This window comes from Thermoanaerobacterium aotearoense (assembly GCF_009905255.1).
Taxonomy (GTDB): domain Bacteria; phylum Bacillota; class Thermoanaerobacteria; order Thermoanaerobacterales; family Thermoanaerobacteraceae; genus Thermoanaerobacterium; species Thermoanaerobacterium aotearoense.
This window is the reverse complement of sequence record NZ_CP047602.1, coordinates 482367-507709: the sequence shown is the minus strand read 5'-3', so window position 1 is coordinate 507709 and position 25343 is coordinate 482367. Positions and strand designations below refer to the sequence as shown.

Below are 25343 nucleotides of genomic sequence, written 5' to 3'. Positions count from 1 at the left end.
GCATTTAGCCTGTTTATGATCCTAATTCATCAATTTTTTTATCTCTTCTTTTGTCAACTCTGTAATTTCTGCTATTCTGTCAATATCCATACCTTCTTTTAACAACTTTTTAGCTATTTTTATACTTTTTTCTTTTTCGCCTTTTTCAATACCTTTTTCTATTATCATTTTGTACGTCTCAGATTCTTCAATCCTAAACATCTTCATCACCTCCGAAAAAACTCTTTCAATAACTTCTTTTTTAAAGACTATACCCGATAATATCTCTGCCTTAAACGCTATGTCTTTCTTTTTGTTTATGTCTAATGGAATATCTTTTATAGCCTCAACACATCTTTCCAGATATTTTTCTCCTTCTTCTTTCCTTCTATTTTGATCCATCAATGGAAGAAGCGAATACAAGTCATAATAATCTGTCTTTAAAACATCAGTATATTTTATGTCGCCAACATTTATAGTTCTGTATTTATAGTCTAATATGTTCTGTTCTCCAAAGTCGTAATTTAAGCTACTTTTCATGTTTGCATTATCTTTGCCTATATAAATTACTATCTGATATGGCAAGAGATCATGCTTTTCCATTATCTCCAGGGAATATCTCAGCATCCTGTAAGGCATCTTTTCATCATTTTCCGATTGAAATTCTATGTGCACAGCCACATTTCCTTTGTCAGTAGTGCATTTGAATATCATATCGCTGTCTCTGCGTTCTACTCTTGTAAATTCTATATTTAGTTCATCAACCTTTGTGTATTGGAGTCCGAGAAAATATCTCATTATGTCATCAGCCATATCAGAAAAAATATTTTTCATAGTTATATCGTATTTTTGGCTCATACTTCTTCCTTCCATCTCTCTTCATCTTACCTTTATTATATCATACGAATATTAAAAATACAGATTATTACTAACATTTTTATATCAAAATTTTGTGACAATACTGTATGTAACCTTGTTTATTCTAAAATGTTTGCTTAAATTTTCTACGAATTGTATTCATAGTAAAAATAGACATTTGTATTTACGTTAATTGTAGGCATGTTTTTCTCCCTAAATTCGAGCTTACAGTTTGAATATTTATATCTTCAATAAATAATTATAAAACGAATAATTATCATAAAATAACACTTCTGTTTATCCGTATTTCAAAAACATATTTTTCTCACAAAATTTTTGTTAAATATCTCACATAAAAAGTTTTATGATATAATCTATTTGACATGCTTAAATTTTTGAGAATAAGCATGGGCAAGGGAGGTAGGAAATTGTTTATCTTATTTGATACAATTACAGATGAAAGTCAAAGAAAAAAAGTCGAAGACATGTATGTAAAATACAGCAGGGATATGTTTAAAGTGGCATACAACATTTTAAATGACTATCAATTGTCACAAGATGCTGTCCAATCCGCTTTTATAAATATTATCAATTACATCGAAAAAATTTCTGATTATGACTGTAACAAAATAAGGGCATTAGTTGTTATTATAGTTAGAAACATCTCAATAAATATGTACAACAAAATAAAGCGGCAAAAAAATTTATTTATTGAAGATGCAGACGAGTTTTTCCATGATGACTCAGAGCCGTTTGACGAGAAAATAATAAACGGTGACATTTTTAGAAGAGTATCTGAAAAAGTAAAAGAACTGAAAACAGAGTACGCAGACATTATTTCTCTAAAATACTACTACGGATACTCCAATAAAGACATCGCAAATCTTTTAAACATCACAGAAGACAATGTAAGAGTAAGACTGTATCGTGCGCGGCAAAGCCTTAAAGATGCTTTATATCAGTATAAAGGAGATGTGGAAATATGAAAGACCTTTACGATGAAAAGCTAAAATCTGAAAGTAAAATATTTGAGGCATTGCTGGAATATGCAGGGGCTTGCCATGTAAACAACATAATTAATGATCTGGAAGAAGCCAATGGTGAAGAAATACCTTATCCTAAAGAATTAGGCATTAAAATCAGAAAAATGCTAAAACATCATAAAAGAAAAGAAGCAGTCAAAAAATTCTTTATATCGGCGAAAAGGACCTTCCCAAAAGTCGCGATATTCTTCTTTGTGGTTTTTATTGGCTTCACTGTGGCGATAACGACTGTTTCTGCTTTTAGAGCTCGCGTCTTTAACCTCATAATTGAAATCAAAAAAGATTATACAGACATAAAATTAAAAGAAAGCTATGAGCCTAATGCATCTTCTTCCACATCGCTTGTCCCATCCAACTGGGAAAATGAATATTATCTTTCATACGTGCCACATGGGTTCAAGATAAGCAAGATAGAGTCACAGGAGGTAACCAAAATCATTCAATACACAAATGATAAAGGTGATTTCATAGTTTTCAGCCAAAGCTCAAATGAAAACACTGACATGATGGTTGACACAGAAAATGCCGTAACACAAAAGATTGATATAAACGGCTATGAGGGCATCTTGATTCAAAAAAACGGATTAAACACCATCGTCTGGCGTAAAGACAATAATTTATTCTCTTTGATGTCGAAAATCGATAAGAATGAGCTAATAAAAGCTGCCAATAGCATCAAACTGAAAAAATAATTTATTTTAACTGTAACAAAATTAATGCTTATTTGTCTAATATATATGGAGAAAAAACTAACATAGAGGGGATTTAATGTTGAAGAAGAGTTTTATTAAAGCATTTATTATAGTCTTTTTAATCGTAGTCGTAAACTATGCGATATTTTACGGCATATTTTCTCTATATATGTCCATTCACCCATAATAAAAAGGAGCCTTGGTCATCCAAGGCTCTATAATCAAACTTCTTTAATAAAGGGTTTCAGTTTCAACACCTTTGTAATCATTTTGTGCCAGCTTGCTGTGCCTATATCCATAAAATACATATACGACGATCCCTAATACAAACCATATTATAAATCTTAACCATGTTTCAAGCGGCAGCGACGCCATCAAAAACACAGTTGACGCAATTGATAAGATAGGCACTAAAGGCACAAATGGACATCTGAATTTTCTCGGAAGTTCAGGCTTTGTGTACCTTAAAACAATAACAGCTATCGACACAAGTACAAAAGCAAACATAGTTCCTATATTCACAAGCTTTGCAAGTTCATCGATAGAGAAAAATCCTGCAACAACTGCTGCAAATAGCGCAACTATTATCGTGCTGGCAACAGGCGTCTTATGCTTATCATGGAGCTTTGAAAGAAATGGAGGCAAAAGTCCATCTCTCGACATAGCAAAGAATATTCTGGTCTGTCCATACATCATTACCAAAAGAACCGTCGTTATTCCTGCTATAGCACCAAATGAAACTAATCCTGATGCCCAGTTTATTCCGAGGCTTGTCAATGCAAATGCCACAGGTTCAGGCGTATTAAGCTTTGTATATGATACAACACCTGTGAGTATTGCAACAACAGCTATATACAAAATTGTACTTATTCCTAATGAACCCAAAATTCCTATAGGCATATCCCTCTCTGGGTTTTTCGTCTCCTCAGCCGCTGTCGACACAGAATCAAACCCAATGTAGGCAAAAAATATTATTGCAGCGCCTGAAAATACTCCCTTCCATCCAAATGGTAAAAATGGCTTCCAGTTTGATGGATGTACATGCCATACAGCAACAGCTATGAAAAACAGTATCACCATCACTTTAAATATGACAGCAATATTATTTAGTATAGAACTTTCTTTTGTTCCAAAAAGTAAGATTATTCCCAAAAGCAAAACTATGCCTATAGCCGGTAGATTTATTATTCCACCAGGTGCAGAGCTGGCCGAATTTGCAGCCCATACAGGTATGTTAATGCCAAAGCTGTGAAGCAAACTTGTAAAGTACCCTGACCACCCTAAGGCAATAGCAGGTATAGCAAAAGCGTACTCAAGTATCAAATCCCATCCTATGATCCATGCGAATATCTCACCAAGCGCCACATAACTATAGCTATACGTAGATCCTGCTGCAGGAAACGTAGATGCAAACTCCGCATAACTTAGCGCAGCAAATGAGCATGCAATACCTGAAAGAACAAACAACAATATAAGACCTGGTCCTGCATATTTTGCAGCCGCAACGCCAGTCAATACAAAAATACCTGTTCCGATTATGGCGCCAATGCCAAAAAGAATAAGATCAAACCAACTAAGAGATTTTTTCAATGCGTGCTTTTTGTCCTGTGTGTCATCTATTATCATGTCAAGAGATTTTTTTCTTAATATATTTGAACTTCCAGCATTTCCCTTGCGAGCCATCTTATATTTATCCCCCCAGTTTTAATTAGATTTAATTATTTTAGATTGATTATTTAAAATAAGATATTTTATTTTATTATAATTAAAATTATGTTGAACCGCAAATAACTTTTTCACAACTATTAAAATTTTTTCACAAATTAAAAAGACGCTTATGCGTCAATTTTTCGGCGGCCTTGGTCCAAAATACTGATAATATGTGGTTTTTATCATGCCATTGTATAACTTCCTTCTTTTGCTTGCATCCTTTCCAAAAAGTTTCTCAAAATTTTCATGCGATGTTATTATATAGTATGACCATGTATCGAGCCTTGCAAATACTTTCCCCATCTCCCTATACAATTTCTCTACCTCTTTTAATTCTCCCATCCTTTCGCCGTAGGGTGGATTGCAGATTATTACGCCATATTCATCATCAGTTTTTAGATCTTTCAAAGATCGCTTTGAAAATTTCACATAGTCACTGACACCGGCCTTTTTGGCATTGTTTATGGACAATTTCACCGCATCTTCATCCGCATCATATCCACGTATGTTTAGTTTTACATCTTTTTTAATTAAATCAAAAGCTTCATTTCTCATGTCAGTCCACAGCTTTTTTGGTATCTGCCTCCATTTTTCTGACTCAAATTGTCGGTATAGCCCTGGAGCCATATTTGCACCTATTAAAGCAGCTTCAATAGGTATAGTACCTGAACCGCAAAACGGATCCATAAATGGTCTATCGTATCTCCAATAGCTTAGCATTATCATGGCGGAAGCCAAAGTTTCTCTTAAAGGCGCCACATTTGACACCGCTCTATATCCTCTTTTATGAAGTCCCTCTCCACTTGTATCTATCATAAGCACAGCCTTGTCCTTCATTAGAGAAAATTTTATCCTGTATATTGGGCCATCTTCCTCAAACCACTCTCTTTTGTACTTCTTCTTAAGCCTTTCAACTACCGCTTTTTTCACTATTGACTGACAATCAGGCACACTAAAAAGCTTTGACTTAAGAGAGTATCCATCGACAGGAAACTGTCCGTTTTCAGGAATCCATTCTTCCCACGGCAAAGACTTTACACCTTCAAAAAGCTCATCAAAAGTAGTAGCCGTAAATTCACCAACTTTAATGTATACCCTCTCGGCAGCCCTTAGCCACAAATTTGATTTACATATCGCAGATATATCGCCACCAAATGTCACTTTCCCATCTTCTACTTTCACATCATCATAACCTAAAGATCTTATCTCATCGGCCGTCACTGATTCGATTCCAAAAAGTGTAGGCACTATTAATTCAATCTTTGACATATCACTATCTCCCATTTACTGATTCCAGAATTATATTTTAAAGCTAATCTTATTTGTTCACACAACATCATTATTAAATGTTGCAGAAAATGAAAGCCCTGTCTAAGCTATCTACATCTTCAACAACTTCAAATTTTCTATTCATAACATTGACACTTTTAAATCCGGCAATTTTTAACTCATTCACAACTTCATCTAATGAAAAGCTGATTTCGTGAACTGTTTCTTCATATTCTTCATACAGCCTTCCTTCTTTCTTTAAAAAAGCGGTAAATGTTATAAAAGCATTATCGCCAAATGATATGCTTTTAGAAATATAGTAATCGCCGTTTGGATACTTCCTTATATGTATATTGTTCCAATTATCGCTTAAATCTTTCAATGTATTCATGTCAAACATGAAGATGCCGTTTTCGTTGAGATGTCTTTTAACGCAGTTAAACATAGATTTCCACTTTTGAAAATCTGTCATGTGATTTATAGCATCAAAAGTGCAAGTTATAAGATCGAATCTTTTGCCCAAATCAAAATCGCTCATATCGCCAAGATGAAACTTTATATCATAACCGTATTTTCTACAATTTTCAACTGCCTTTTTAAGCATTTCTTCAGATAGATCAAGGCCTTCCACATTTATGCCATCTCTTAAAGCACCTATGCAAAAAACCCCAGTCCCACACGCCAAATCTAACATAGTCTTGACATTAAAACCAGATTTGTCTAAAAATCTCTTAAAATCTGGCCACAGCTCTTTTGCGTACGAATCCCAACCTAATCTATCGTAAAATTTAGCAAATTCGTCGTACATAAAAACACCTCTTATTTATTTTTCTCGTTATTCTTCTATATTATATCATCACAATACACAAGTCAATTTTGTTATTCAACCGCTCTGTGTTATAATATTAACACGTGTAAATAACTATATTCAATAAATAATTGTTATCCAAGAGGTGAAAATAGTTGAAACCATTATCCATAGACGACAAAAATGTTTTTGATGAATACTTTCGCGCATATCCGCCAGAAATATCAGAATATACATTCACAAATCTTTTTATGTGGAATCACGTTTACGACATCAGATATGAAATAATTGATGGGTGTCTTTTGATTGCTTCAGGAAATAGCATATTTCCTCCTGTAGGTCCATCTGAAAACACATCAGATGCATTGGAAAAATTTTATGAAATGCTTAAAAAAGATTACTCCGAAATCAATTTAACTCGTTTTGACAATGAATCCGCCAGTAAGATTAAAGAAATTTTTAATATTGAAATGGAACCAGACGAAGACAATTTTGACTACGTGTACAATACACAAGACCTTATCAATCTTTCTGGTAGGAAATACCACAATAAAAAGAACCATATAAACAAATTTACGAGAACTTATGATTATGTTTTGGAGGAACTTTGCAGTGAAAATGCTTTAGAATGCTTAAATTTTACTGAAAAATGGATTTCTTTAAAAGACATAGAAGAAAATCCCGGAATCTTAAAAGAATTTGATGCAATAAAAAAAGTGCTGGAAAACTACGATTTTTTTAATGTAAAAGGAATTGTATTAAAGATAAACGGGAAAATAGAAGCGTATTCTTTTGGAGAAAAATTAAATCCGGAAACGGCAGTGACACACATAGAAAAGGCAAACCCAGAGATAAAAGATGCGTACGCATTTATAAATATGTGCTTTGCTAAGTTAATGCATGAATACAAATATATAAATAGAGAACAAGATTTAGGAATACCAGGGCTTAGGTATGCAAAAAAGTCTTACCACCCTGCAAAGATGATTTTAAAATTCAAAGGAAAGTTGTAAATTTAAAACTTTAACAGATTGAATTATCATAATTTTTATATTATAATGTGCATAACATTATTTTTAGGAGGTGTCATAAATGTCTAAAAAGATGGATATAGTCGAGCTTCTTCATGAAAACAGCCGCTTGACAGACAAGCAAATATCCGTAATCACTGGTCTCAGCGAAGATGAAGTAAAGGATATAGTAAAAAGCCTTGAAGAAGAAAAAGTCATATTAAAGTACAGCACATTGGTCAATTGGGAAAAAACCGAAAAGGAAGTAGTACGTGCGCTTATTGATGTAAGAGTCACGCCACAACAAGGACAGGGCTTTAATGCTATTGCTGAAAGAATCGGACAATACAATGAAGTAAAATCTGTCTCTTTAATCTCTGGCGGATACGATCTATCCGTAGAAGTAGAAGGCAAAACCATGAAAGAGATAGCTATTTTCGTAGCAGAAAGATTAGCTCCTATTGATGGAGTGTTAAGCACGACAACTCATTTTATATTAAAAAGGTACAAACAAGATGGGGTGTTTTTCACAGACGGTCCTGAAGACAAAAGATTGGTGGTAACACCATGAATAATAAATACATTTCAGATGTAGTAAAAAACATCCCACCATCCGGAATTAGAAAATTCTTCGACCTTGTTACAAATTCTCGCGATATTATATCTCTCGGTGTTGGCGAACCGGATTTTGTGACGCCATGGACTGTACGAAAAGAAGCTATAGATGTGCTTGATAGAGGTACTACTACGTACACGTCAAATCTTGGACTCCTCGAATTAAGAGAAGCCATATCATTCTTTCTAAAAAATCATTACGGCTTAAATTACGATCCTGAGAATGAAATAATGATAACCGTAGGCGCCAGCGAAGCCATAGACTTAGCACTTAGATGCCTTATAAATGATGGCGATGAAGTTTTAGTGCCTGTGCCAAGCTATGTTTCCTATTCACCTTGTATAGAGCTTACAAGAGGAGTACCAGTATATGTGCCTACCTATGAAGAAAACAATTTTATAATAACACCTGATGATTTGAAATCAAAAATCACCAGTAAGACAAAAGCACTTATACTGCCATATCCAAATAATCCCACAGGCGCTATCATGAAAAAAGAGGACTTAGAAGCGATAAAAGACATAATAATAGAGCATGATCTTATCGTAATATCCGATGAAATCTACAGTGAACTCACTTACGACGGAAAACACGTAAGCATAGCTTCACTGCCTGATATGAAGGAAAGAACTATAGTTTTAAACGGCTTTTCAAAAGCCTTTGCAATGACAGGCTGGAGATTGGGATACATAGCAGCAGAACACAGCTTCATAGAAGCCATGAATAAGATTCACCAGTATACGACGATATGCGCTCCCATCATGGCACAATACGCAGGCATAAAAGCTATATACGAGTGCGAAGGCGATATAGAAAAAATGCGTAAAACTTACGATCAAAGAAGGCGTCTCATAGTAAATGGCTTCAGAGAAATAGGATTTGATTGCTTTGAACCAAAGGGAGCTTTTTATATATTCCCTTCAATTAAAAAAACAGGTCTTTCATCTCAAGAATTTTGCGAAAGACTCTTAAAAGAAGAAAAAATAGCCGTTGTCCCAGGAGATGCTTTTGGACCCGGAGGAGACGGTTATATAAGGGTGTCTTATGCGTATTCTATCGATAAGATAATGAAAGCGCTTGAAAGAATAGAAAGCTTTGCTAAAAAAATATTTTAAAAAAAGTAGGTTTCCCTACTTTTTTTGCTTTACTGCAGAAAATTTAGGACAACTGGAAGAACAACTGCCGCAGTTGCACTGTCCAGAAGTGCTTTTCTTTATATTCTTATACAATATAAATACCGCTGAAACTACTATTATAGACGTAATTATTATTTCAACTACCATAAAAATCACCTCTCAAAAAATTTTTAAAATCAAATTGCCGCCATTATAGACTATAAATGAAACCAGCCAAGCTAAAACTAACTGATACGCTACAGAAAATGATGCCATCTTCCCACCGTATTCCTTTTTCATGGTGGCTATTAAAGATATGCATGGTGTATACAAAAGCACAAAGACGAGAAAGCTAATTGCTGAAATCGGTGTAAAAACCGTCGGCAAAACCTTTGTCAAATTTCCACCGTATATGACCCCCATCGTCCCTACTACCACTTCTTTAGCCATTATTCCTGTAAGAAGCGATGCTGAATTTTGCCATGAAGCAAAACCTAACGGTATAAAGATAGGGCTTATGAATCTTCCTATATATGCAATAAAACTTTTGTTTATTTCTGTCATACCTGAGAAATTAAAGTTTGATAAAATCCAGACAATAATCGAAACAGAAAAGATTATAGTACCTGCTTTTTTTAAGAATCCCTTGCCTTTTTCCCACGTATGCACTGCCAACGACTTAAGTTCAGGCAGCTTATACTCAGGAAGCTCTATTATAAAAAGTTCATCATCTTTCTTAAATATGGTATTCTTGAAAAGTATGCCTACAAAAAACGCCACAACTACACCTAATGCGTATAATGATGCCACAATCAAGGCTTCGTGACCTCTAAACAAAGCGCCAGCCATGACCAGATAAATAGGCAATCTGGCATTGCAAGACATGAACGGCAAAAGAAGAGCCGTCAACTTTCTGTCCTTCTCACTCTCTAAAGTCCTCGTAGACATCAAACCTGGGACATTGCACCCAAAGCTAATTATAAGCGGAATGAATGCCTTTCCAGATAAGCCCATCTTTCGGATTATCTTATCCATCAAAAATGCTACTCTCGCCATATACCCGCTGTCTTCTAAAAAAGATATGCACAAAAATAATGATAATATCACAGGAAGAAATACTATAACTGAGCCTACACCGCCAATGATGCCATCTACAATAAGCGACTTAAACCAGCTGCTTGTGCCAGATAACAATATATCAACATGCGGAGCAAACCAATCATTGACGAAAGTATCTAACAAATCAGCTAAAGGCTGACCAACCCAACTAAAAGTAAACTGAAAAATAAAATATGCGATAGCTACCAAAATCGGATATGCCAAAAATTTGTTTATGAGGATTTTGTCCAATCTCTCTGTGATAGTAACCGTATTTTCAGATGTATGTGCAACACATTGTGATAAAACGCCTTCTATATATTTATACGTTTCGGCTTCGCTTTTAAAATGCAATTTATTACGATATTGATTATCATTATCATATTTTGTCTTAGAAAAAATGTCGTTTAGCAAAAGTTCCTCCAGCTTGTCTACACCTTTTCCTTTCGAAGCCACAATCGGAACAACCATGACATCAAGCAATCTAGACAATTTTTCATAATCAATTTTTATGCCCTTATTTTCAGCAACATCCACCATGTTTAGTATCAGTACAATAGGTATGTTGAATTCTTTAAGTTGCATAGTTAAGTACAAATTTCTCTTAAGATTTGAAGCATCTACTATATTCAATATCAAATCCACATTGCCATTTTCCAGAAAAGACTTGGAGATTTTTTCTTCGTTGGAGTAAGTATCCATTGCATAAATGCCCGGCAAATCGACGATTTTTACATTGTCATTTATAAAACCTTCCTTTTTTTCAACAGTGACACCAGGCCAATTACCCACATGCTGGTTTAATCTCGTAAGCAAATTAAAAAGAGTTGTCTTGCCAACATTGGGATTGCCAATCAAAGCAGCAGTTATCATCCGTTTTGCATCCGAAACTACCATACGACACCTCCTTTACATCTTAAACGACATCTTTCACCACGATATTTTTTGCATCTTTTTTTCTAATCGCCAAATCAAATCCCATAAAATTTATTATTATAGGATCTCCCAAAGGCGCAACTCTCTTGACTTTTACTTCGGTCCCTTCAATAGCGCCTAAAGCCCTTAGCCTTCTCGCTAATCTTTCATCACCTAAAAGACCGCTTACTAAAGCCTTTTGGCCAGGTTTCAAATCACACACGCTCATCATTATCACCCCTTAATTGATAATCATTCTCAATTCCTGATTCTATGATACTATATATTTCCCTTCATGTCAATAAATTATTAAAATAAGATTTATCATATCTTTATAAATCTATGCCATATCTTAAGAATATGATTCTCAAGAGGGTCAAATATACCCTTTAAATATCTCACAAGCTTGCTGCTTAAGAATCCTATGACAAATCCAGCCACAACATCCACAGGATAGTGAACCCCAATATATACTCTCGCTATAAGCAGTAAAACCGTCAAAACCATCATGATAGCACCAATAAGCTTATTTCCTTTTAGCTGCGTAAATGCAATGGCTGATCCTCCCGATAGATGATCACTTGGAAAAGACGCATCACTTGGATGTTTAACAAGCAAATTTACTTTATGTGTGACAAAAGGCCTTGGTTCAAAGTAAAATCTTGAAATGATAAAATTCGCGCTCAATGCTATGACTGCAGCAAAGAACTCCTCCATTGATACCTTTTTCCCATCATCTCCTCCAATAAACCATTGAATAACCATCAGCAGCCCATATATAATAGGAGAATACAAAGCAATAAATATCATCACCTTATCTAATACAGTGTAATGACCTGCAAATCCATTGATAACTTTAAAAATAGCATAATTCATTTTAATCACCTCGTATTAAGATTTTAACCTTCAATTCTTAAAATAAAATTAGATGCAGATTAAAAAATAATTAAAATTTCTTGACAAAAGCAACAAACAATTATATAATCCTAAATAGTAAAATATTCTTATTTAGAAGGAATGAGGAACAATGACAAAGGAAGAGATTTTAAAAACTATAAAATCCAATAACTTTAAGATAACACCTCAAAGGGAACTTATCATAAACATAATGTTAAATTCTCGTGGTTACTTATCAGTAAGGGAAATCTACGAGAAAGTAAAAAGTTCATTTCCGCAAGTAAGTTTAGATACTGTCTACAGAAATTTAAGCCTTCTTAAGGATATAAATGTATTAAGCGAGACAACTATAGGCAACAATATTATGTATGAAATTCACAAAGACATGCATGAACACATAATGAAATGTCTAAAATGCGGCAAAATCTTTGAACTTAATATATGCCCCATAGATCTTTGCCGAAATAAACTGGATGGTTTTGAAGTTGTAGACCACAAAATCGAGATCACTGGATACTGCAAAAATTGCAAAAATCACGAGGAGGATGGAAAATGAAGCGACTTATTTCAATCTTTTTGATACTTTTGATAGTGTTTAGCTTGACGTCATGCAATGCGAAAATTTCAAAAAAGCCCAGCAAATTAGCTGTATATGCAACTTTTTATCCTTTGTACGATCTTACAAAAAAAATAGCTGGTGATAAAGCCACAGTCCAAAACATAATACCGCCAGGCGTTGAGCCTCACGACTGGGAACCTACGACAAAACAGATAGCAGACATAGAAGGAGCTTCTCTCGTTTTGTATTTAGGACTTGGCATGGATTCATGGATAAGCAAAGTAGAATCATCTGTATCAGGGCCCAAATTTGTAGAAGTGTCAAATGGCATTGATGCGATAAAAGTTGGAAATGCCGTAAATCCACACGTATGGTTGTCTCCAAAAGAAGCACAAATATTGGCAAAAAATATAGAAGGTGCTTTAGTAAGTGCTGACAGTAAAAACGCAAAATACTACGAAGATAACTATAAAGCTTTGTCAAACGCATTAAAGCAGTTAGACAGCGAATACACTGAAAAACTTAAAAACACTAAGACAAAAACTTTTATAGTATACCACAGCGCTTTTGATTACGTAGCAAGAGATTACGGCTTAAACCAAGTATCTATTGTCGGTATGAGTGAAGAAGCTGAAGCAAGTCCTGCTAAAGTCGCTGAAGTCATACAGCTTATAAAAAAAGAAAACATCAAGTACGTCTTTACAGAGCCATTGACATCACCCAAGCCTATTCAATCAATAGCCAGTGAAACAGGCGCAAAAGTACTTCCGCTAAATACTATTGAGGGGCTTACTAAAGATGAGATGAAGAAAGAATATGATTATATAAAATTGATGCAGCAAAATTTAGATAATCTTCAGAAAGCATTAAATTAGATTAACGAAAGGGTTTTTTTATGGGTAAAATTGTTGAACTTAAAGATGTCAGTTTTTCTTATGCTGATAAAAAGGTGCTTAACAATATCAATCTAACTATCGATGACGGCGAATTTGTTGGCCTTATCGGGCCCAATGGATCAGGGAAAAGCACTCTTGTAAAGATCATGATAGGAGATCTTACGCCATCATCTGGCGAAGTCCTCATAAATGGAATGAACGTAAAAGACATAAAAAAAAGATCCATAATCGGATATGTCCCTCAAAAATCTTATTCATTCAACGCTTCATTTCCAGCAAGCGTGAAAGAAGTCGTATCGATGGGGCTTTATGGAAAATTAGGGCTATTTAAGAAGCTTTCTAAAAATGACTGGGAAATTGTAAATAACGCTTTAAAGACTGTCGACATGATTGATTACAAAGACAGGCTTATCGGAAATCTGTCTGGAGGCCAACAGCAGAGGGTGTTTATAGCAAGAGCGCTTGTCAGCGATCCTAAGATTTTATTTTTGGATGAGCCTACAACAGGCATAGATGCAAAATCAGAAGACACGCTTTACAAAATACTGGATAGCTTAAATAAGCAAAACAAAATAACGATTATCATGGTCACTCATGATGTATGGGCCATATCCGACAAGGTATCTCGAATCGTATGCATGGGAAATGGCAGACTATATGATAGATGCGACACTTTAGACTTCTCAAAAAAAGAATTAGCAGAAATATACGGATACCCTGTCAAACTGGATATGCACCATCATCAAAGTGAAAATGTCAATAATCGACTTTAGATTGAGGTGTTATAATGCTTAATATTTTTACATACGACTTTATGATCAGGGCATTTTTGGCAGGCGGATTTATATCAATAATAGCACCATTGGTAGGAAGTTTCTTAGTATTAAGAAGGCTATCACAGATGGGTGATACATTATCTCACGTAGCGTTGGCAGGTGTAGCAGCAGGTTTTCTCATAGGCATAAATCCTACAATCGGCTCTATAATTTTTGTTGTACTGTCATCTTTTGGTATTGAGCGTTTGAGAAAATCTTACTTTAGATACTCGGAAATATCTATTGCAGTTGTCATGTCTGCAGGAATGGCAATCGCAGTAATACTTCTAAGTTTATCCAGCGGAAGCCCAGCAAACATAATGAATTATCTCTTTGGAAGCATAATATCAATTAACAACACCGACGTTTTGATTTCATTCATACTTAGCATTGCTATAATAGCAGTAATTTATATCTTCTACAAGGAGCTTTTGTACATCACATTTGACGAAGAAGCCGCTTTAATATCCGGAATTCCTGTCAATATGGTAAATATAATATTTACCATGATTGTGGCCATAACCGTAGCAGTGTCCATGAGAATAGTAGGAGCTTTGCTGGTATCAGCATTGATGGTAATACCTTCAGCGGCAAGCCTTAAAATAGCTAAAAACTTCAGACAGACAATTCTTTATGCCATACTGTTTTCCTTTATATCTGTATTTGCAGGCATAATACTGTCTTTTTATCTCAATCTCTCACCCGGCGGCAGCATTGTAATAGTTTCTCTCATAATCATGGGTTTAGCAAGTATAAAAAAAGCAGGTAACTAACCTGCTTTTTTCGTTTAAGCCTTTCTCTATTGGCTATATCTTAAAAAAATATATCCCACATACAAAAACAATAAAGTAGCAATTACATCTATTATATTAGATATATTTGCAAAAAGCTCTATGTCCATAGATACAATAGATTTAATGATGGCGATAATGCAAAATAAGTCAATGATGATAAATAATATCCCGACAATTTTTAACAATCTCTTTTTTAATTCCAACTTCTAAAACCTCCTAACTAAAAAACATTAATATCAATAATTATTCAATGTTATGCTGTGGCGATTCACAAAATAAATGACTATCTTTTTTGAATATAGGTAGCAAAATTTTGAAAGAGATATAGCCAACTAATGCTCCAAATACGTTTAATATAAAATCATTTATATCACAAATTTTATATGCAAAACCGTATATTAATGAAACAAGCAATTGTATTATTTCAATACAAAAAGATGTTATTGCACATAAAGATATATTTTTTCTAAATGAAAAATACTTATAGTTAATAAAAGGCATTAAAAATGCCAAAGGCATCAAAAGTAATATATTACCAATTATTTGTATTTTTGTATTTTAAACTTTTTGCAACGTTTAAAGCGGTTTGTTCATCAACATCGGCAGTATTAAAATATAGATCATAAGCAATCTTTTTTTCCTTGATAATAAAAAACAGATGTACCTGCTCGGTTACAGTTGTTTCACCAGATGCAGCCGGAGGTGTAATTTTAAGTTTTTCCTTCACTACTTCCGTAAAAAATCCTTCAAGTGTTTTTGATTCGATAACTTCTGAATGGTTTGGCTCAAGCTGCGAAATTGGTTGTTCTGGATAATATCCCAGAATATCTAATCCACCTATCCTTTTGTTTTCTTTCTTAAATGCAAGCATATTCCCATCTAATTTCTCTGCTGTCCATTCTTTTGGAATTGATATTTGATAAAGATCGGTTTGAATGTTTTGTTTCAATGGTGTATTTTGGGATTGTTTCAATTGCTGTTCAGGATTAGTATTAAGTTTTTTAGTTTCATTTGAGCAAGATGTAAAACTCAACAAGAATATGACTGAAAATAGGAAAATAATGAATCGATTCATTTACATGCCTCCTCCTTCTATTATCTTTCATTTTCTCACTATATCTTCGTTTTTTTCAATTTTCTCATTGCAATAATAAAATTTCATACCTAAAATAGAAGTCAGCTATGCTCCCTTTGATATTTAATATTTAATCAATTTTTTAACGAATTGATTTCTTTAAATTCATTTTATAATGATAAATTTCCAATGTTTACTATATCTTTGTATAGTTTTTTTGGTTTTTATGTAAAAACTATACAAAGATATAGTCTGGTTTAATCAATATCTATTAAATTTAACTTTGTTGCCTTTACTATTGCTTCTTGAATGCTTTTTACACATAGTTTCTCAGTTATTTCCTTCTTATGATATTTTACGGTAACTGGTTTAATCCCAAGTTCTCCTGATATTTTCAATTCTTTATAGCCTTTTGCAAGCATTATCAATATTTTTATTTGTTTGTCTGTAAAATCTATATTTTTGTTTACTAGTTCAGAATTCTTTAAACAGTTTTTATATTCATTAGCAATTTTGTCTGAAAGCAATTCGACAACCACATTCATTTCTTCTGTCATGTCTCTTTCTATTGTTGATACATAACATTTTCTCATGACACATCGTATACAAAAGATATCCTTCATCGTCAGTTAATAAAAATATGTACTTACTGGTTTTTTGAGTGCATCTAATATCTTTTTCCTTTCGTCAGTACCAACTTGGGAGATATTTGTCAATAATGCAGATCTACTAACATCGTACTCTAAAAATTTGAAGGGTAATCCTAATCCGTGTCTAAAGTTTGAATAATCTTTAAATTTGTCAAAAAATATGGTCTTAAGTCCAATCAATTCAATTTATTTGCCTTTACAACTTTTAAAACGTACCGATGTCTTCCTTTTATGTTTTTAACTGGGATAATAAAATGTACTGACTAAAAGATATATCAACACACCATTTAATATGATAAAGAACCATATACTTAGTAAAACCATTATAACTTTTTTATGATGCACATACAATTCATAAATTGCAATATTGCATACTATTAATGCTATACTTATCAAAGTTCTAAAAATGATCATGGATTACGCTCCTTAAAATTTATCTATAAAAATGGATTAATATATTTCACATTGATTTAGCAACACCGAACTGCTTTTATTATCGTATTTTATAATCACTGTATATTTTGATTTTTTATATTTTTTATAAAAATCGTCTGATTTTAATTCGATTTTGTATTGTCCAAATTTAAACTTTGGATCAGGAATGTATCTTAGCTTACCAGTAAATAAACGTTTATTGTTAATAACAATGTCAACATTGATTTCATCAGGTATCACAAAATCCTCATTAAATGGTTGAATTATTAGTTCACTATAATGAGGTACAAAAATTGTCAAAAATACTAACCAATAATGATTTGCACCTTTTAAATTTACTGAAGTATCTGGTGGATATTGCGGCGTACATGCACTTAACATAAAGATTGAAATTATTATCATAATGGCAATTAAAATTTTTAAAAATAGTTTATTCATTAAAAAAGCCTCCTTTTTATTTAAGAGTATTATCGGCAACTTCTGCTGCCTGATATAACTGAATTTCAAGAGATATATTTTTAAATTTATTCCCCAAAATTTCATTCTGAAATTATTTTTCGATTTCTAATTCACTTACATCTTTATTTACATCGTAAGAATTTTTTCTTTGTTTTTTCTTCTTTTGACATATTTGGTTGCATTCTATATCGACTTTTTTTAATCGCCACAATAATCGAAGTAGAAAATAACAAAACAGAGAGATAATCTAGTAATCGAGTATTTTACTAGATTATCCCTTAAGTATTTCAATAAAATTGATCTATGCATTTTAAAATATCAATAAGATCAGATGTAATTTTAGTATTAAAATAGAAAACTAACTGCATTGCTAAATTATAATCATTTTTTCATGTTTTAGTATATATTTAATGTAGTATTCATAAACATAGGATCTGAATTATATATATATATTCGTTACCTGTTGAATAACTAAAAGAAAAACCGGGCAATTCTACAGAAGTATTAATACTATCTTGCGATAAGACTTCAAAATAGCCATTCGCACCAAGAGTTACACTCGTAGTTGGAAATTTGCTACTTCCCATTTGAGGATCTGAATACGCTGATATTTGAATCCATCTAAAAGTATGTGTTCCACTAACTCCCTTGCTACCTATAGCTACCACATCTTCAATCTGCCTAAAACTACCTTGACTGTATAACTTGAGAGTCGCAACCAGTTCTGCTTTAAAACCTGAATTTTTAGGATATGAGAAAGTTTTAGTATAATTGTAATAATATATACTCCCCGCAGCAATAGTATTTGATTCAATTTTATATGCTTCTTGAAGTGATATATTTTTTTCTTTTGCTAACTTAGAAATATACTCCTCTTTAGATATTGGAGTTAATACTGATCCGTCTGGCAAAACTATCCTTTCTCCTAATTTTACATTACTAATGTCTATCTTCGTTTGTACTGTCAATTGCGGTTTTATAATATTATTTGAATTAACACCATTAGCATTCATTACAGAGCTATCGTTCTGAGCAGCAATACCAACAGATGCCGAAAAAGTTAAAGCCAAGCATAGTAAAAGTGAAACTAAAAACCTTTTAATCATAATTTCTCCTCCCTCTAATATTTAATACCTAATCAATTCTTTAACGAATTGATTTCTTTATTTTCATTTTACAATGATAAATTTCCAATGTCTACTATATCTTTGTATAGTTTTTACATAAAAACCAAAAAACTATACAAAGATATAGTCTGGTTTAATCAATATCTATTAAATTTAACTTTGTTGCCTTTACTATTGCTTCTTGGATGCTTTTTACACATAGTTTCTCAATTATTTTCTTCTTATGATATTTTACGGTAACTGGTTTAATCCCAAGTTCTCTTGATATGGTCAATTCTTTATAGCCTTTTGCAAGCATTATCAATATTTTTATTTGTTTGTCTGTAAAATCTATATTTTTGTTTACTAGTTCAGAATTCTTTAAACAGTTTTTATATTCATTAGCAATTTTATCTGAAAGCAATTCGACAACCACATTCATTTCTTCTGTCATGTCTTTTTCTATCGTTGAAACATCTAAATATCCTATTATTTTTTCATCTACAATTATAGGAGCAGCAATGCAATGCCATTTTTTTAGAATTTCGCAATAATGATACTGAGGTTCTAAATATACTAATCTTTTTAATTTCATCGCCATTGATATGGCATTTGTACCTATGGCTTCTTCTTTAAAAGATATGCCAATTGAACAGTCAAAATTGATGTAACATAGGATTTTCTCATGACACATCGTATCTAAAAGATATCCTTCATCGTCAGTTAATAAAAATATGTACTTACCATTTAAACTCCTTAAAATATTGCCAACAACATTTTTAAATGTCTTAATCAATGTCATATTTTTCTTTAATCTGATTTGCAAATCATTTCCTCTTGAAATTATTGCAGGATCCGTCATCGAACTGGTAAGCCCCGCTTCTACGCATCTTTTATATGAATGGAGTATTTCATCATATATTTGCATATTTCCCATATAGATCCCCCGTAAAACTTTCAAATTTACTCTCACATATAAGACAATTTTTTAAGGAATTTGTTACAATTTTTTATAAAAAAATTTTTTTAAATAAAAAAAGCCCAAAAAGGACCATTAATAATTTTTATATCCATATCTTAAAGTAATAAATCTTTTTCGCCACCATCCCACTTTATTATTAATTTGATCGGTTTTTTGAGTTAAGATCTACTAACATCATTACAGTTACCTTTTTTCTTTTTTATAATACAGTTTAATAAAATATTTTAAAATTACGAATATGGCTAAGACAGAAAATAAGAACATATCAACCCTAAAGTTTATTTTAGTTATATTATCCAAAGAAAGTAATTTTAAATTATTTTTTGGTATATTATAATCGTAGTACTCTAAAAATTTGAAGGGTAATCCTAATCCATGTTTAAAGTTTGAATAATCTTTAAATTTATCAAAAAATATTGATGATAAAGTGATAACTATACTAATAACCAATAATTTAGAATTTTTTATTATAACACCCCTTACTTTCGCTTCGCTTAGGCACAAATTCTATATAAAAATATATTCTTAAGTTCGATCAATTCAATTTACTTGCCTGTACAGCTTTTAAAGCGTGCCGATGTCTTCCTTTTATGTTTTTAACTGGGATAATAAAAGATACCAAAAGAAAACTTTGGATCAGGTTTGGCAATCATCTAACAAAAATTTATGGAAAGTACACATTTCGCTTTAAATATATTTTTTTACTATTTATTTCTACAACATTATTATCTAATTTTTTTATTGTTATATCATAAACATGATGCTTCTTATATAAATTTTTAACAAGCAAAACACCTTTTATGACTTCTTTTTCCTGTCTAACTGTTATTCCAAAATCCATAGTTGCACCGTAATTTGATCTATAAACCATAACGGAGCTTGATTCAAACCTAATATTGTGAATTGGCATAAACGCCTCATTTACATTAAGAGTAATAGTGGCAAATAAAATAATGGCTGCAATTGTTGTACTTATCACTATTAATATTATTGAAATCACACTATTCACTATCTTTGTAGAAATATGTTTAAATCTAAAGCCATTTATTAACAGCATTAATGGAATTATCTGAATACACAAAGAAAAAATATCGTTTAATTTCAAAGACGTAAATCTTACAAAAGGATAAAAGTAATCTAAATTCAATATCCATAAAATATAAATAGCCAATAGAGTTATATGAATAATGTATTTATTATTTCGAACTAAACTATTCACTAATATCACCCGTCTTCCATTTAAATCCATTATCATTCTTTCCAATCTAAAACAGATGGAAAAATGCCGGGAAAGATCTTTCTGATTTTGTTATTAGTCACATTTATAATAACGACATCTGCATGACCCGCATAGTACATTGCTCCTATCAAGTAGTTTCCATCAGATGAAGGCTTATAAGGAAGAAGACCGATAGAATTTACCCTTACAGATTTGCGATGACTTCCATTAATCTCTTCTATATACACTACATTTCTGACATTTCCTCTTTGATACGTTAAAAACTTTTTATTATATGATAGTGATGGATAAGCTGCATCTTTTTTAAAAACATAAGTTTTGTTATTGCTTATTTTATATGCCATAATATTTAAACTCCCACTACTATCTACCTCCGTAAATAAAACCGTATCTGAATCGAGCCAATCGTATCCGGGAAGCAAAAGCTTTGCAATGACAATTGATTTTTTTGCATCCAGATCATAATAAGTCAATTTATCTTTTTGCGTAAAACTAATAGCGTTTTTATCTGGAACAAATTTAGGATAACGGACATTTTCTCCTGTATATAATAGTTGTCTGTTTGCAAAATCTGTACGCTGATATTCATTTATCTTATAAATTTTATTATTAATGACAGCAATCAAGTTATTTCCATTATTTGCATCATACTGGACATCGTAAAATATATTCCTGATTTCATATTTTTTGTTATTTTTAATATCGTATATTAAAACGGGAAATGATGGAGCTTCACCTTCCATAAGCATGATTTCACCTTTTAATCCATAAAAGCTTTTATAATATTGAAATACACTGAGTAAAACTATGAAGATTATTATGCTCATGAGGATAATTACAAATATTGATATTGTCTTTTTTATTGCAATCACATCCTTTCCATGTTTGCAATACTTATAAATTTGACCAAATTTATCCTGCAAATTACTCTCTCACAATACAAGACAAATTTTTTAAGGAATTTGTTACAGTTTTTTATAAAAAATTTTTTAAAATAAAAAAGCCTATTAAGGCTATTAACATTCAATTGCATTTTAAAAAGCAGGGATTCAACCTGCTTTTTTGTTTTTATTTATTTTTTCTCTTCAGGCTCTATGTGAATTATCACATGGGAATCCGGAAATTTGTCTACTATCTGCTTTGAAACTTTGTGTGACAGTTCATGAGCTTCTACTATGCTGTAATCTTTGTCTACTCGTAAATGAACGTCTATCTCTCTTCGAGGCCCTGATTTTCTCGTTCTTAATTTATGAAAACTTATAATTTCAAAATTTGATTTTATAATATTCTCTATTTCTTTGACTTCCTTTTCTGGAAGACTGGTATCTGTTAAATCTTTTAATGCTTCTTTTGTCAGTCCAATTGACGCTTTTATAATAAGCAATGCAACAAAGATAGCTATGATTGGATCTAAAATGCCCAATTTAGTAATTTTTATAACAACAAGTCCTATTGTAACTCCTAAAGATGTAAATACGTCAGTCAAAAGATGCATTGCATCTGCCTTTAAAGCAATAGAATCTTCTTTTTTTGATACTTTGAATAAAAAATACGATACTACTGCATTTACAAAAGATGCAAAAAGCATCACAATAATTCCAGTTCCTAAATTTTCTACAAAAGTACCCATAACTATTCTTCGCACTGCCTCATATATGATAAATATAGCTGCAAAAAAAATTAAGATAGCTTCCACAAAACCAGATATATTCTCATATTTGCTGTGTCCAAAAGGATGATCTTCATCTGCCGGTTTTACTGCTACTCGTATAGACAGAAAGGCAATTAAACTGGCAATTAAATCAATAGAAGAATGTATGGCTTCAGAAATTACACTTACTGAATGCATTAGTATTCCTGCCAATAATTTTATAACTATTAATGCACTATTAGAAATCACTGAAAGCAAAGCTGAGTTTTGTTTATTCATGATATCCTCCATATTATCAATTGAAACTTTATTATTGGTATATATTATAGCTTAATGGCTAATAATATGCAATAATTTTTGATTTAAAGTATTGAATTTCAAAATCAATTGATAATAACTATTATTCCCGTTTTATTACTTTTTATAATGATGCTGGAAATTAATCAACTGTATCTCACCATTATATATCCTAAATATAGCATCAATATGGTGATAATGATATCTCCTATATCATTTATGCCAAAAGAAAATTTGCCAAATTCTATTGTAATCACAAACCCAAACACATTCCATAGTCCCACCAATATTAAAAGCGCTCCACCGATCCTGAATTTCCACTTATCGCGATCCATTAAACATCCCCCTATTACAACAATAAAATAAAATTACGATTTCCTAAATTATACATTACAAACTTATAACATTCAATTGCATTTTAAAAGGCAGGTTAAAATCCTGCCTTATGAATTAGAATACTCAAATACTTCTGTTTCTTTTGATATAAAGATGTCAATTGGCAGCACCCAAAAGCCTCCATTTCCGTCTATGTCTATTCCTGATGATTTTTTGTATGCGGCCCATGGGACTTTTGAGCAATACCAGTTTTCATCATCGTTTTTGTCAGCCCTCCAACTGTAAGGTTTTCCGACAAACTTGGATACTTCATCAACAGCTTTTACTCTTTCTTCTATTGTAGCCTTTGGGACTGTCAGCCCCCACGCCTCACTGAAATTTTCTCTATAAAATCTTATTGTCTCATAAATCACACCTTGGTCTGGTTCCGCTGTCAATAGGCATTTATCATCGATGCTTCCATAATATCTCCTGCTGTCAAATATCGCAGCATGTCTTATCGCACCTTGCACGTGAAAACCCTGGCTTGTTGCTACTATTATGTCTCCTATCGTAAACTTGTCAAATGATATGCTGTTTTTATAGACTGTCTTTTCACTGCTTCTCGAAGGAAACTTGACGCCAAATACTTCTTCTGAATTGATGTTTTTAATTAAATCGTATAAACTTACATAGAATTTATTTACTTCTCCAGCTTCAAACGGTTTTGATATCATAATGGCTCCATTTAAAGTGAGAAATCTTTTATAAAAGTCCTCTTTTTTAAAGAGGCTTTTTTTCTTCAAATTTTCCTTGAAATTAAACTCCTCAATGCTAACGCCAGATATTTCAACTTGTTTTTGCAATTCATTGTTACTTGATAGGTGTTTATTGTTAGGCAATATGAGCATTTCCAAATCCCCCTTCTTTTTAGTCTATGCTATTATAGAAGGGTTTTGTGCATGTATTTTTTACATTATTCAAATTGTCTTTTAATGCTAATCAAAAGCTCTTTGACTTCTTTATAGTAAGACATGGTAAATACCATCTGTTTTATTTTAGATGCACCGCGGATACCTTTAAGATACCATGCTATATGCTTTCTCATCTCCAATATTCCTATTTGTTCACCTTTGTATTCTATCATCATGTCAAGGTGCTTTAAAATCATGTCAATCTTTTCACTTACAGTCGGCTCTGGCAAAATTTCGCCTGTGCTTAGATAATGATGTATTCTTTTGAAAATCCACGGATTTCCTTCTGCGCCCCTGCCAACCATTACTGCGTCACAGCCTGTCTCGTCTATCATCCTTTTTGCGTCCTCCGGCGAAAAGACATCTCCATTTCCTATTACGGGTATTTTTAAATTATCCTTCACTTTCTTTATTATATCCCAATCAGCACGACCTGAGTAAAATTGCTCTCTCGTCCTACCGTGAACAGCCACAGCTTTTACACCGCAATTTTCAGCCATCTTAGCAATCTCAACAGCATTTACATGAGCATCATCCCATCCTTTTCTTATCTTTACAGTTACAGGCTTTGACAAATTTTTTACCACGGCTTTAATTACACTTTCTGCCAATTCTGGTTTAAGCATTAAAGCTGAGCCATCGCCGTTTTTTACTATTTTAGGCGTAGGACATCCCATGTTTATGTCTATTGTCTTTGCATTTGACGCATTTAATCTCTTTGCAATCTCACCCATTATATAAGGATCAGAACCAAATATCTGCAATGCCACATTTTCATCATCATCTATGTCTGTAAGGAATTCTGTATTCTCGCTTCCATAGTAAAGGCCTTTAGCACTGACCATTTCTGTGTATGCAAATCCACATCCCATCTCACTGCATATACGCCTATAAGGCTTATCTGTAACACCTGCCATAGGTGCCAAAAAAACATTGTTTTTGATCTTTACATCTCCTATGTACAACTTCCTTTTCATTCCCTTCTTATAATCGCTATAATAAATCATCTATATTCTATCATTATATTTATCTCTATCCAACTGCCTTTTATACCATTTATGTATGACAAAAGGGAAAGCTGCCAT

The 25343-nt window shown here is 32.6% G+C and carries 30 protein-coding genes; 9 read left to right on the top strand and 21 right to left on the bottom strand.

Annotated features, from left to right (window positions below; all coding sequences use genetic code 11):
• Positions 1-21 precede the first annotated feature (21 nt).
• On the bottom strand, positions 22-837 hold the full coding sequence (locus GSH73_RS02370) for an Rpn/YhgA-type helix-turn-helix domain-containing protein (RefSeq protein WP_014757033.1): 816 nt from the start codon (positions 835-837) through the stop codon (positions 22-24).
• A gap of 428 nt (positions 838-1265) precedes the next feature.
• On the opposite strand from GSH73_RS02370, the gene GSH73_RS02365 reads away from it, so the two are divergent.
• Complete coding sequence (locus tag GSH73_RS02365; protein WP_014757034.1) at positions 1266-1823, top strand: RNA polymerase sigma factor; 558 nt, start codon at positions 1266-1268, stop codon at positions 1821-1823.
• Positions 1820-2572 carry a DUF4367 domain-containing protein gene (locus GSH73_RS02360; RefSeq protein WP_014757035.1) on the top strand — a complete coding sequence of 251 codons (753 nt, stop codon included), beginning with the start codon at positions 1820-1822 and terminating at the stop codon, positions 2570-2572. Before GSH73_RS02365 ends, GSH73_RS02360 begins: the two co-directional genes overlap by 4 nt.
• 231 nt (positions 2573-2803) lie before the next feature.
• Here GSH73_RS02360 and GSH73_RS02355 read toward each other — a convergent pair whose 3' ends face one another.
• The 3 genes from GSH73_RS02355 to GSH73_RS02345 form a co-directional block, all read right to left on the bottom strand.
• On the bottom strand, positions 2804-4255 hold the full coding sequence (locus GSH73_RS02355) for an amino acid permease (protein WP_051408266.1): 1452 nt from the start codon (positions 4253-4255) through the stop codon (positions 2804-2806).
• A 159-nt stretch (positions 4256-4414) separates the two neighbouring features.
• Entirely contained in the window at positions 4415-5551 is a 1137-nt protein-coding gene (locus GSH73_RS02350) for a THUMP domain-containing class I SAM-dependent RNA methyltransferase (RefSeq protein WP_014757037.1), read from the bottom strand.
• Positions 5552-5624: 73 nt separating this feature from the next.
• Positions 5625-6359, bottom strand: a complete 735-nt coding sequence (locus GSH73_RS02345; protein ID WP_014757038.1) for a class I SAM-dependent DNA methyltransferase — start codon at positions 6357-6359, stop codon at positions 5625-5627.
• A gap of 155 nt (positions 6360-6514) precedes the next feature.
• On the opposite strand from GSH73_RS02345, the gene GSH73_RS02340 reads away from it, so the two are divergent.
• The 3 genes from GSH73_RS02340 to GSH73_RS02330 all read left to right on the top strand — a co-directional run bounded on the left by GSH73_RS02340 (position 6515) and on the right by GSH73_RS02330 (position 9100).
• Entirely contained in the window at positions 6515-7372 is an 858-nt protein-coding gene (locus GSH73_RS02340) for a DUF2156 domain-containing protein (protein ID WP_014757039.1), read from the top strand.
• A 79-nt stretch (positions 7373-7451) separates the two neighbouring features.
• A complete protein-coding gene (locus tag GSH73_RS02335) occupies positions 7452-7940 on the top strand; it encodes an Lrp/AsnC family transcriptional regulator (protein WP_014757040.1) in 489 nt (162 codons plus the stop codon).
• Positions 7937-9100: a pyridoxal phosphate-dependent aminotransferase gene (locus GSH73_RS02330; RefSeq protein WP_014757041.1), complete on the top strand. Its 1164-nt coding sequence runs from the start codon at positions 7937-7939 to the stop codon at positions 9098-9100. Before GSH73_RS02335 ends, GSH73_RS02330 begins: the two co-directional genes overlap by 4 nt.
• Positions 9101-9115: 15 nt before the next feature.
• Here GSH73_RS02330 and GSH73_RS02325 read toward each other — a convergent pair whose 3' ends face one another.
• From GSH73_RS02325 to GSH73_RS02310, 4 genes are all read right to left on the bottom strand, one after another.
• The gene (locus GSH73_RS02325; RefSeq protein ID WP_014757042.1) at positions 9116-9268 is read right to left on the bottom strand and encodes a FeoB-associated Cys-rich membrane protein; all 153 of its coding nucleotides are present in this window, start codon (positions 9266-9268) and stop codon (positions 9116-9118) included.
• 12 nt (positions 9269-9280) lie between these two features.
• Positions 9281-11095: a ferrous iron transport protein B gene (feoB, locus tag GSH73_RS02320; protein ID WP_200866656.1), complete on the bottom strand. Its 1815-nt coding sequence runs from the start codon at positions 11093-11095 to the stop codon at positions 9281-9283.
• A 19-nt stretch (positions 11096-11114) separates the two neighbouring features.
• The gene (locus tag GSH73_RS02315) at positions 11115-11342 is read right to left on the bottom strand and encodes a FeoA family protein (protein ID WP_038068495.1); all 228 of its coding nucleotides are present in this window, start codon (positions 11340-11342) and stop codon (positions 11115-11117) included.
• 95 nt (positions 11343-11437) lie between these two features.
• On the bottom strand, positions 11438-11989 hold the full coding sequence (locus GSH73_RS02310; RefSeq protein ID WP_014757045.1) for an undecaprenyl-diphosphatase: 552 nt from the start codon (positions 11987-11989) through the stop codon (positions 11438-11440).
• A 151-nt stretch (positions 11990-12140) separates the two neighbouring features.
• On the opposite strand from GSH73_RS02310, the gene GSH73_RS02305 reads away from it, so the two are divergent.
• The 4 genes from GSH73_RS02305 to GSH73_RS02290 are packed head-to-tail and all read left to right on the top strand — an operon-like array spanning position 12141 to position 15053.
• Entirely contained in the window at positions 12141-12566 is a 426-nt protein-coding gene (locus tag GSH73_RS02305; protein ID WP_014757046.1) for a Fur family transcriptional regulator, read from the top strand.
• Positions 12563-13444 carry a metal ABC transporter substrate-binding protein gene (locus GSH73_RS02300; protein WP_014757047.1) on the top strand — a complete coding sequence of 294 codons (882 nt, stop codon included), beginning with the start codon at positions 12563-12565 and terminating at the stop codon, positions 13442-13444. The genes GSH73_RS02305 and GSH73_RS02300 overlap by 4 nt, the downstream gene beginning before the upstream one ends.
• Before the next feature lie 20 nt (positions 13445-13464).
• Positions 13465-14238, top strand: coding sequence for a metal ABC transporter ATP-binding protein (locus GSH73_RS02295; RefSeq protein ID WP_014757048.1), 774 nt, complete (start codon positions 13465-13467; stop codon positions 14236-14238).
• A 14-nt stretch (positions 14239-14252) separates the two neighbouring features.
• A complete protein-coding gene (locus GSH73_RS02290) occupies positions 14253-15053 on the top strand; it encodes a metal ABC transporter permease (protein WP_014757049.1) in 801 nt (266 codons plus the stop codon).
• 26 nt (positions 15054-15079) lie between these two features.
• Here the strand turns inward: GSH73_RS02290 and GSH73_RS02285 are convergent, their stop codons facing one another.
• The 13 genes from GSH73_RS02285 to dusB form a co-directional block, all read right to left on the bottom strand.
• Entirely contained in the window at positions 15080-15277 is a 198-nt protein-coding gene (locus tag GSH73_RS02285; RefSeq protein ID WP_014757050.1) for a hypothetical protein, read from the bottom strand.
• A 40-nt stretch (positions 15278-15317) separates the two neighbouring features.
• Positions 15318-15575, bottom strand: a complete 258-nt coding sequence (locus tag GSH73_RS13845) for a VanZ family protein (protein ID WP_432416183.1) — start codon at positions 15573-15575, stop codon at positions 15318-15320.
• A gap of 31 nt (positions 15576-15606) precedes the next feature.
• The gene (locus GSH73_RS02275) at positions 15607-16149 is read right to left on the bottom strand and encodes a hypothetical protein (protein WP_014757051.1); all 543 of its coding nucleotides are present in this window, start codon (positions 16147-16149) and stop codon (positions 15607-15609) included.
• Between the two features lie 257 nt (positions 16150-16406).
• Positions 16407-16742 (bottom strand): helix-turn-helix transcriptional regulator, encoded by a 336-nt coding sequence (locus GSH73_RS02270; RefSeq protein WP_014757052.1) that lies wholly within the window; start codon positions 16740-16742, stop codon positions 16407-16409.
• Between the two features lie 507 nt (positions 16743-17249).
• Positions 17250-17672 carry a hypothetical protein gene (locus GSH73_RS02265; RefSeq protein WP_014757054.1) on the bottom strand — a complete coding sequence of 141 codons (423 nt, stop codon included), beginning with the start codon at positions 17670-17672 and terminating at the stop codon, positions 17250-17252.
• Positions 17673-18112: 440 nt separating this feature from the next.
• Positions 18113-18799 (bottom strand): hypothetical protein, encoded by a 687-nt coding sequence (locus GSH73_RS02260; protein WP_014757055.1) that lies wholly within the window; start codon positions 18797-18799, stop codon positions 18113-18115.
• 154 nt (positions 18800-18953) lie between these two features.
• Positions 18954-19736: a helix-turn-helix domain-containing protein gene (locus GSH73_RS02255; protein WP_014757056.1), complete on the bottom strand. Its 783-nt coding sequence runs from the start codon at positions 19734-19736 to the stop codon at positions 18954-18956.
• 709 nt (positions 19737-20445) lie between these two features.
• Positions 20446-21030 (bottom strand): hypothetical protein, encoded by a 585-nt coding sequence (locus GSH73_RS02250; RefSeq protein ID WP_233432494.1) that lies wholly within the window; start codon positions 21028-21030, stop codon positions 20446-20448.
• A gap of 2 nt (positions 21031-21032) precedes the next feature.
• Positions 21033-21944 carry a hypothetical protein gene (locus tag GSH73_RS02245; protein ID WP_014757059.1) on the bottom strand — a complete coding sequence of 304 codons (912 nt, stop codon included), beginning with the start codon at positions 21942-21944 and terminating at the stop codon, positions 21033-21035.
• Positions 21945-22093: 149 nt separating this feature from the next.
• Positions 22094-22951: a cation diffusion facilitator family transporter gene (locus GSH73_RS02240; protein ID WP_014757060.1), complete on the bottom strand. Its 858-nt coding sequence runs from the start codon at positions 22949-22951 to the stop codon at positions 22094-22096.
• Between the two features lie 164 nt (positions 22952-23115).
• Positions 23116-23304, bottom strand: a complete 189-nt coding sequence (locus GSH73_RS02235) for a hypothetical protein (RefSeq protein ID WP_014757061.1) — start codon at positions 23302-23304, stop codon at positions 23116-23118.
• Between the two features lie 108 nt (positions 23305-23412).
• Positions 23413-24195 carry a YiiX/YebB-like N1pC/P60 family cysteine hydrolase gene (locus GSH73_RS02230; RefSeq protein WP_014757062.1) on the bottom strand — a complete coding sequence of 261 codons (783 nt, stop codon included), beginning with the start codon at positions 24193-24195 and terminating at the stop codon, positions 23413-23415.
• Between the two features lie 65 nt (positions 24196-24260).
• Entirely contained in the window at positions 24261-25235 is a 975-nt protein-coding gene (gene dusB / locus GSH73_RS02225; RefSeq protein ID WP_233432495.1) for a tRNA dihydrouridine synthase DusB, read from the bottom strand.
• Positions 25236-25343 lie beyond the last annotated feature (108 nt).

Coding starts and splice junctions, on each gene's coding strand:
- GSH73_RS02250 (WP_233432494.1), bottom strand. CDS start 21,030: ATGGATTTAAATGGAAGACGGGTGATATTAGTGAATAGTTTAGTTCGA.
- GSH73_RS02315 (WP_038068495.1), bottom strand. CDS start 11,342: ATGAGCGTGTGTGATTTGAAACCTGGCCAAAAGGCTTTAGTAAGCGGT.
- GSH73_RS02350 (WP_014757037.1), bottom strand. CDS start 5,551: ATGTCAAAGATTGAATTAATAGTGCCTACACTTTTTGGAATCGAATCA.
- GSH73_RS02310 (WP_014757045.1), bottom strand. CDS start 11,989: ATGAATTATGCTATTTTTAAAGTTATCAATGGATTTGCAGGTCATTAC.
- GSH73_RS02270 (WP_014757052.1), bottom strand. CDS start 16,742: ATGAGAAAATGTTATGTATCAACAATAGAAAGAGACATGACAGAAGAA.
- GSH73_RS02330 (WP_014757041.1), top strand. CDS start 7,937: ATGAATAATAAATACATTTCAGATGTAGTAAAAAACATCCCACCATCC.
- GSH73_RS02235 (WP_014757061.1), bottom strand. CDS start 23,304: ATGGATCGCGATAAGTGGAAATTCAGGATCGGTGGAGCGCTTTTAATA.
- GSH73_RS02355 (WP_051408266.1), bottom strand. CDS start 4,255: ATGGCTCGCAAGGGAAATGCTGGAAGTTCAAATATATTAAGAAAAAAA.
- GSH73_RS13845 (WP_432416183.1), bottom strand. CDS start 15,575: ATGCCTTTTATTAACTATAAGTATTTTTCATTTAGAAAAAATATATCT.
- GSH73_RS02240 (WP_014757060.1), bottom strand. CDS start 22,951: ATGAATAAACAAAACTCAGCTTTGCTTTCAGTGATTTCTAATAGTGCA.
- GSH73_RS02275 (WP_014757051.1), bottom strand. CDS start 16,149: ATGAATCGATTCATTATTTTCCTATTTTCAGTCATATTCTTGTTGAGT.
- dusB (WP_233432495.1), bottom strand. CDS start 25,235: ATGAAAAGGAAGTTGTACATAGGAGATGTAAAGATCAAAAACAATGTT.
- GSH73_RS02230 (WP_014757062.1), bottom strand. CDS start 24,195: ATGCTCATATTGCCTAACAATAAACACCTATCAAGTAACAATGAATTG.
- GSH73_RS02255 (WP_014757056.1), bottom strand. CDS start 19,736: ATGGGAAATATGCAAATATATGATGAAATACTCCATTCATATAAAAGA.
- GSH73_RS02335 (WP_014757040.1), top strand. CDS start 7,452: ATGTCTAAAAAGATGGATATAGTCGAGCTTCTTCATGAAAACAGCCGC.
- GSH73_RS02265 (WP_014757054.1), bottom strand. CDS start 17,672: ATGAATAAACTATTTTTAAAAATTTTAATTGCCATTATGATAATAATT.
- feoB (WP_200866656.1), bottom strand. CDS start 11,095: ATGGTAGTTTCGGATGCAAAACGGATGATAACTGCTGCTTTGATTGGC.
- GSH73_RS02370 (WP_014757033.1), bottom strand. CDS start 837: ATGAGCCAAAAATACGATATAACTATGAAAAATATTTTTTCTGATATG.
- GSH73_RS02360 (WP_014757035.1), top strand. CDS start 1,820: ATGAAAGACCTTTACGATGAAAAGCTAAAATCTGAAAGTAAAATATTT.
- GSH73_RS02300 (WP_014757047.1), top strand. CDS start 12,563: ATGAAGCGACTTATTTCAATCTTTTTGATACTTTTGATAGTGTTTAGC.
- GSH73_RS02305 (WP_014757046.1), top strand. CDS start 12,141: ATGACAAAGGAAGAGATTTTAAAAACTATAAAATCCAATAACTTTAAG.
- GSH73_RS02290 (WP_014757049.1), top strand. CDS start 14,253: ATGCTTAATATTTTTACATACGACTTTATGATCAGGGCATTTTTGGCA.
- GSH73_RS02260 (WP_014757055.1), bottom strand. CDS start 18,799: ATGATTAAAAGGTTTTTAGTTTCACTTTTACTATGCTTGGCTTTAACT.
- GSH73_RS02345 (WP_014757038.1), bottom strand. CDS start 6,359: ATGTACGACGAATTTGCTAAATTTTACGATAGATTAGGTTGGGATTCG.
- GSH73_RS02295 (WP_014757048.1), top strand. CDS start 13,465: ATGGGTAAAATTGTTGAACTTAAAGATGTCAGTTTTTCTTATGCTGAT.
- GSH73_RS02325 (WP_014757042.1), bottom strand. CDS start 9,268: ATGGTAGTTGAAATAATAATTACGTCTATAATAGTAGTTTCAGCGGTA.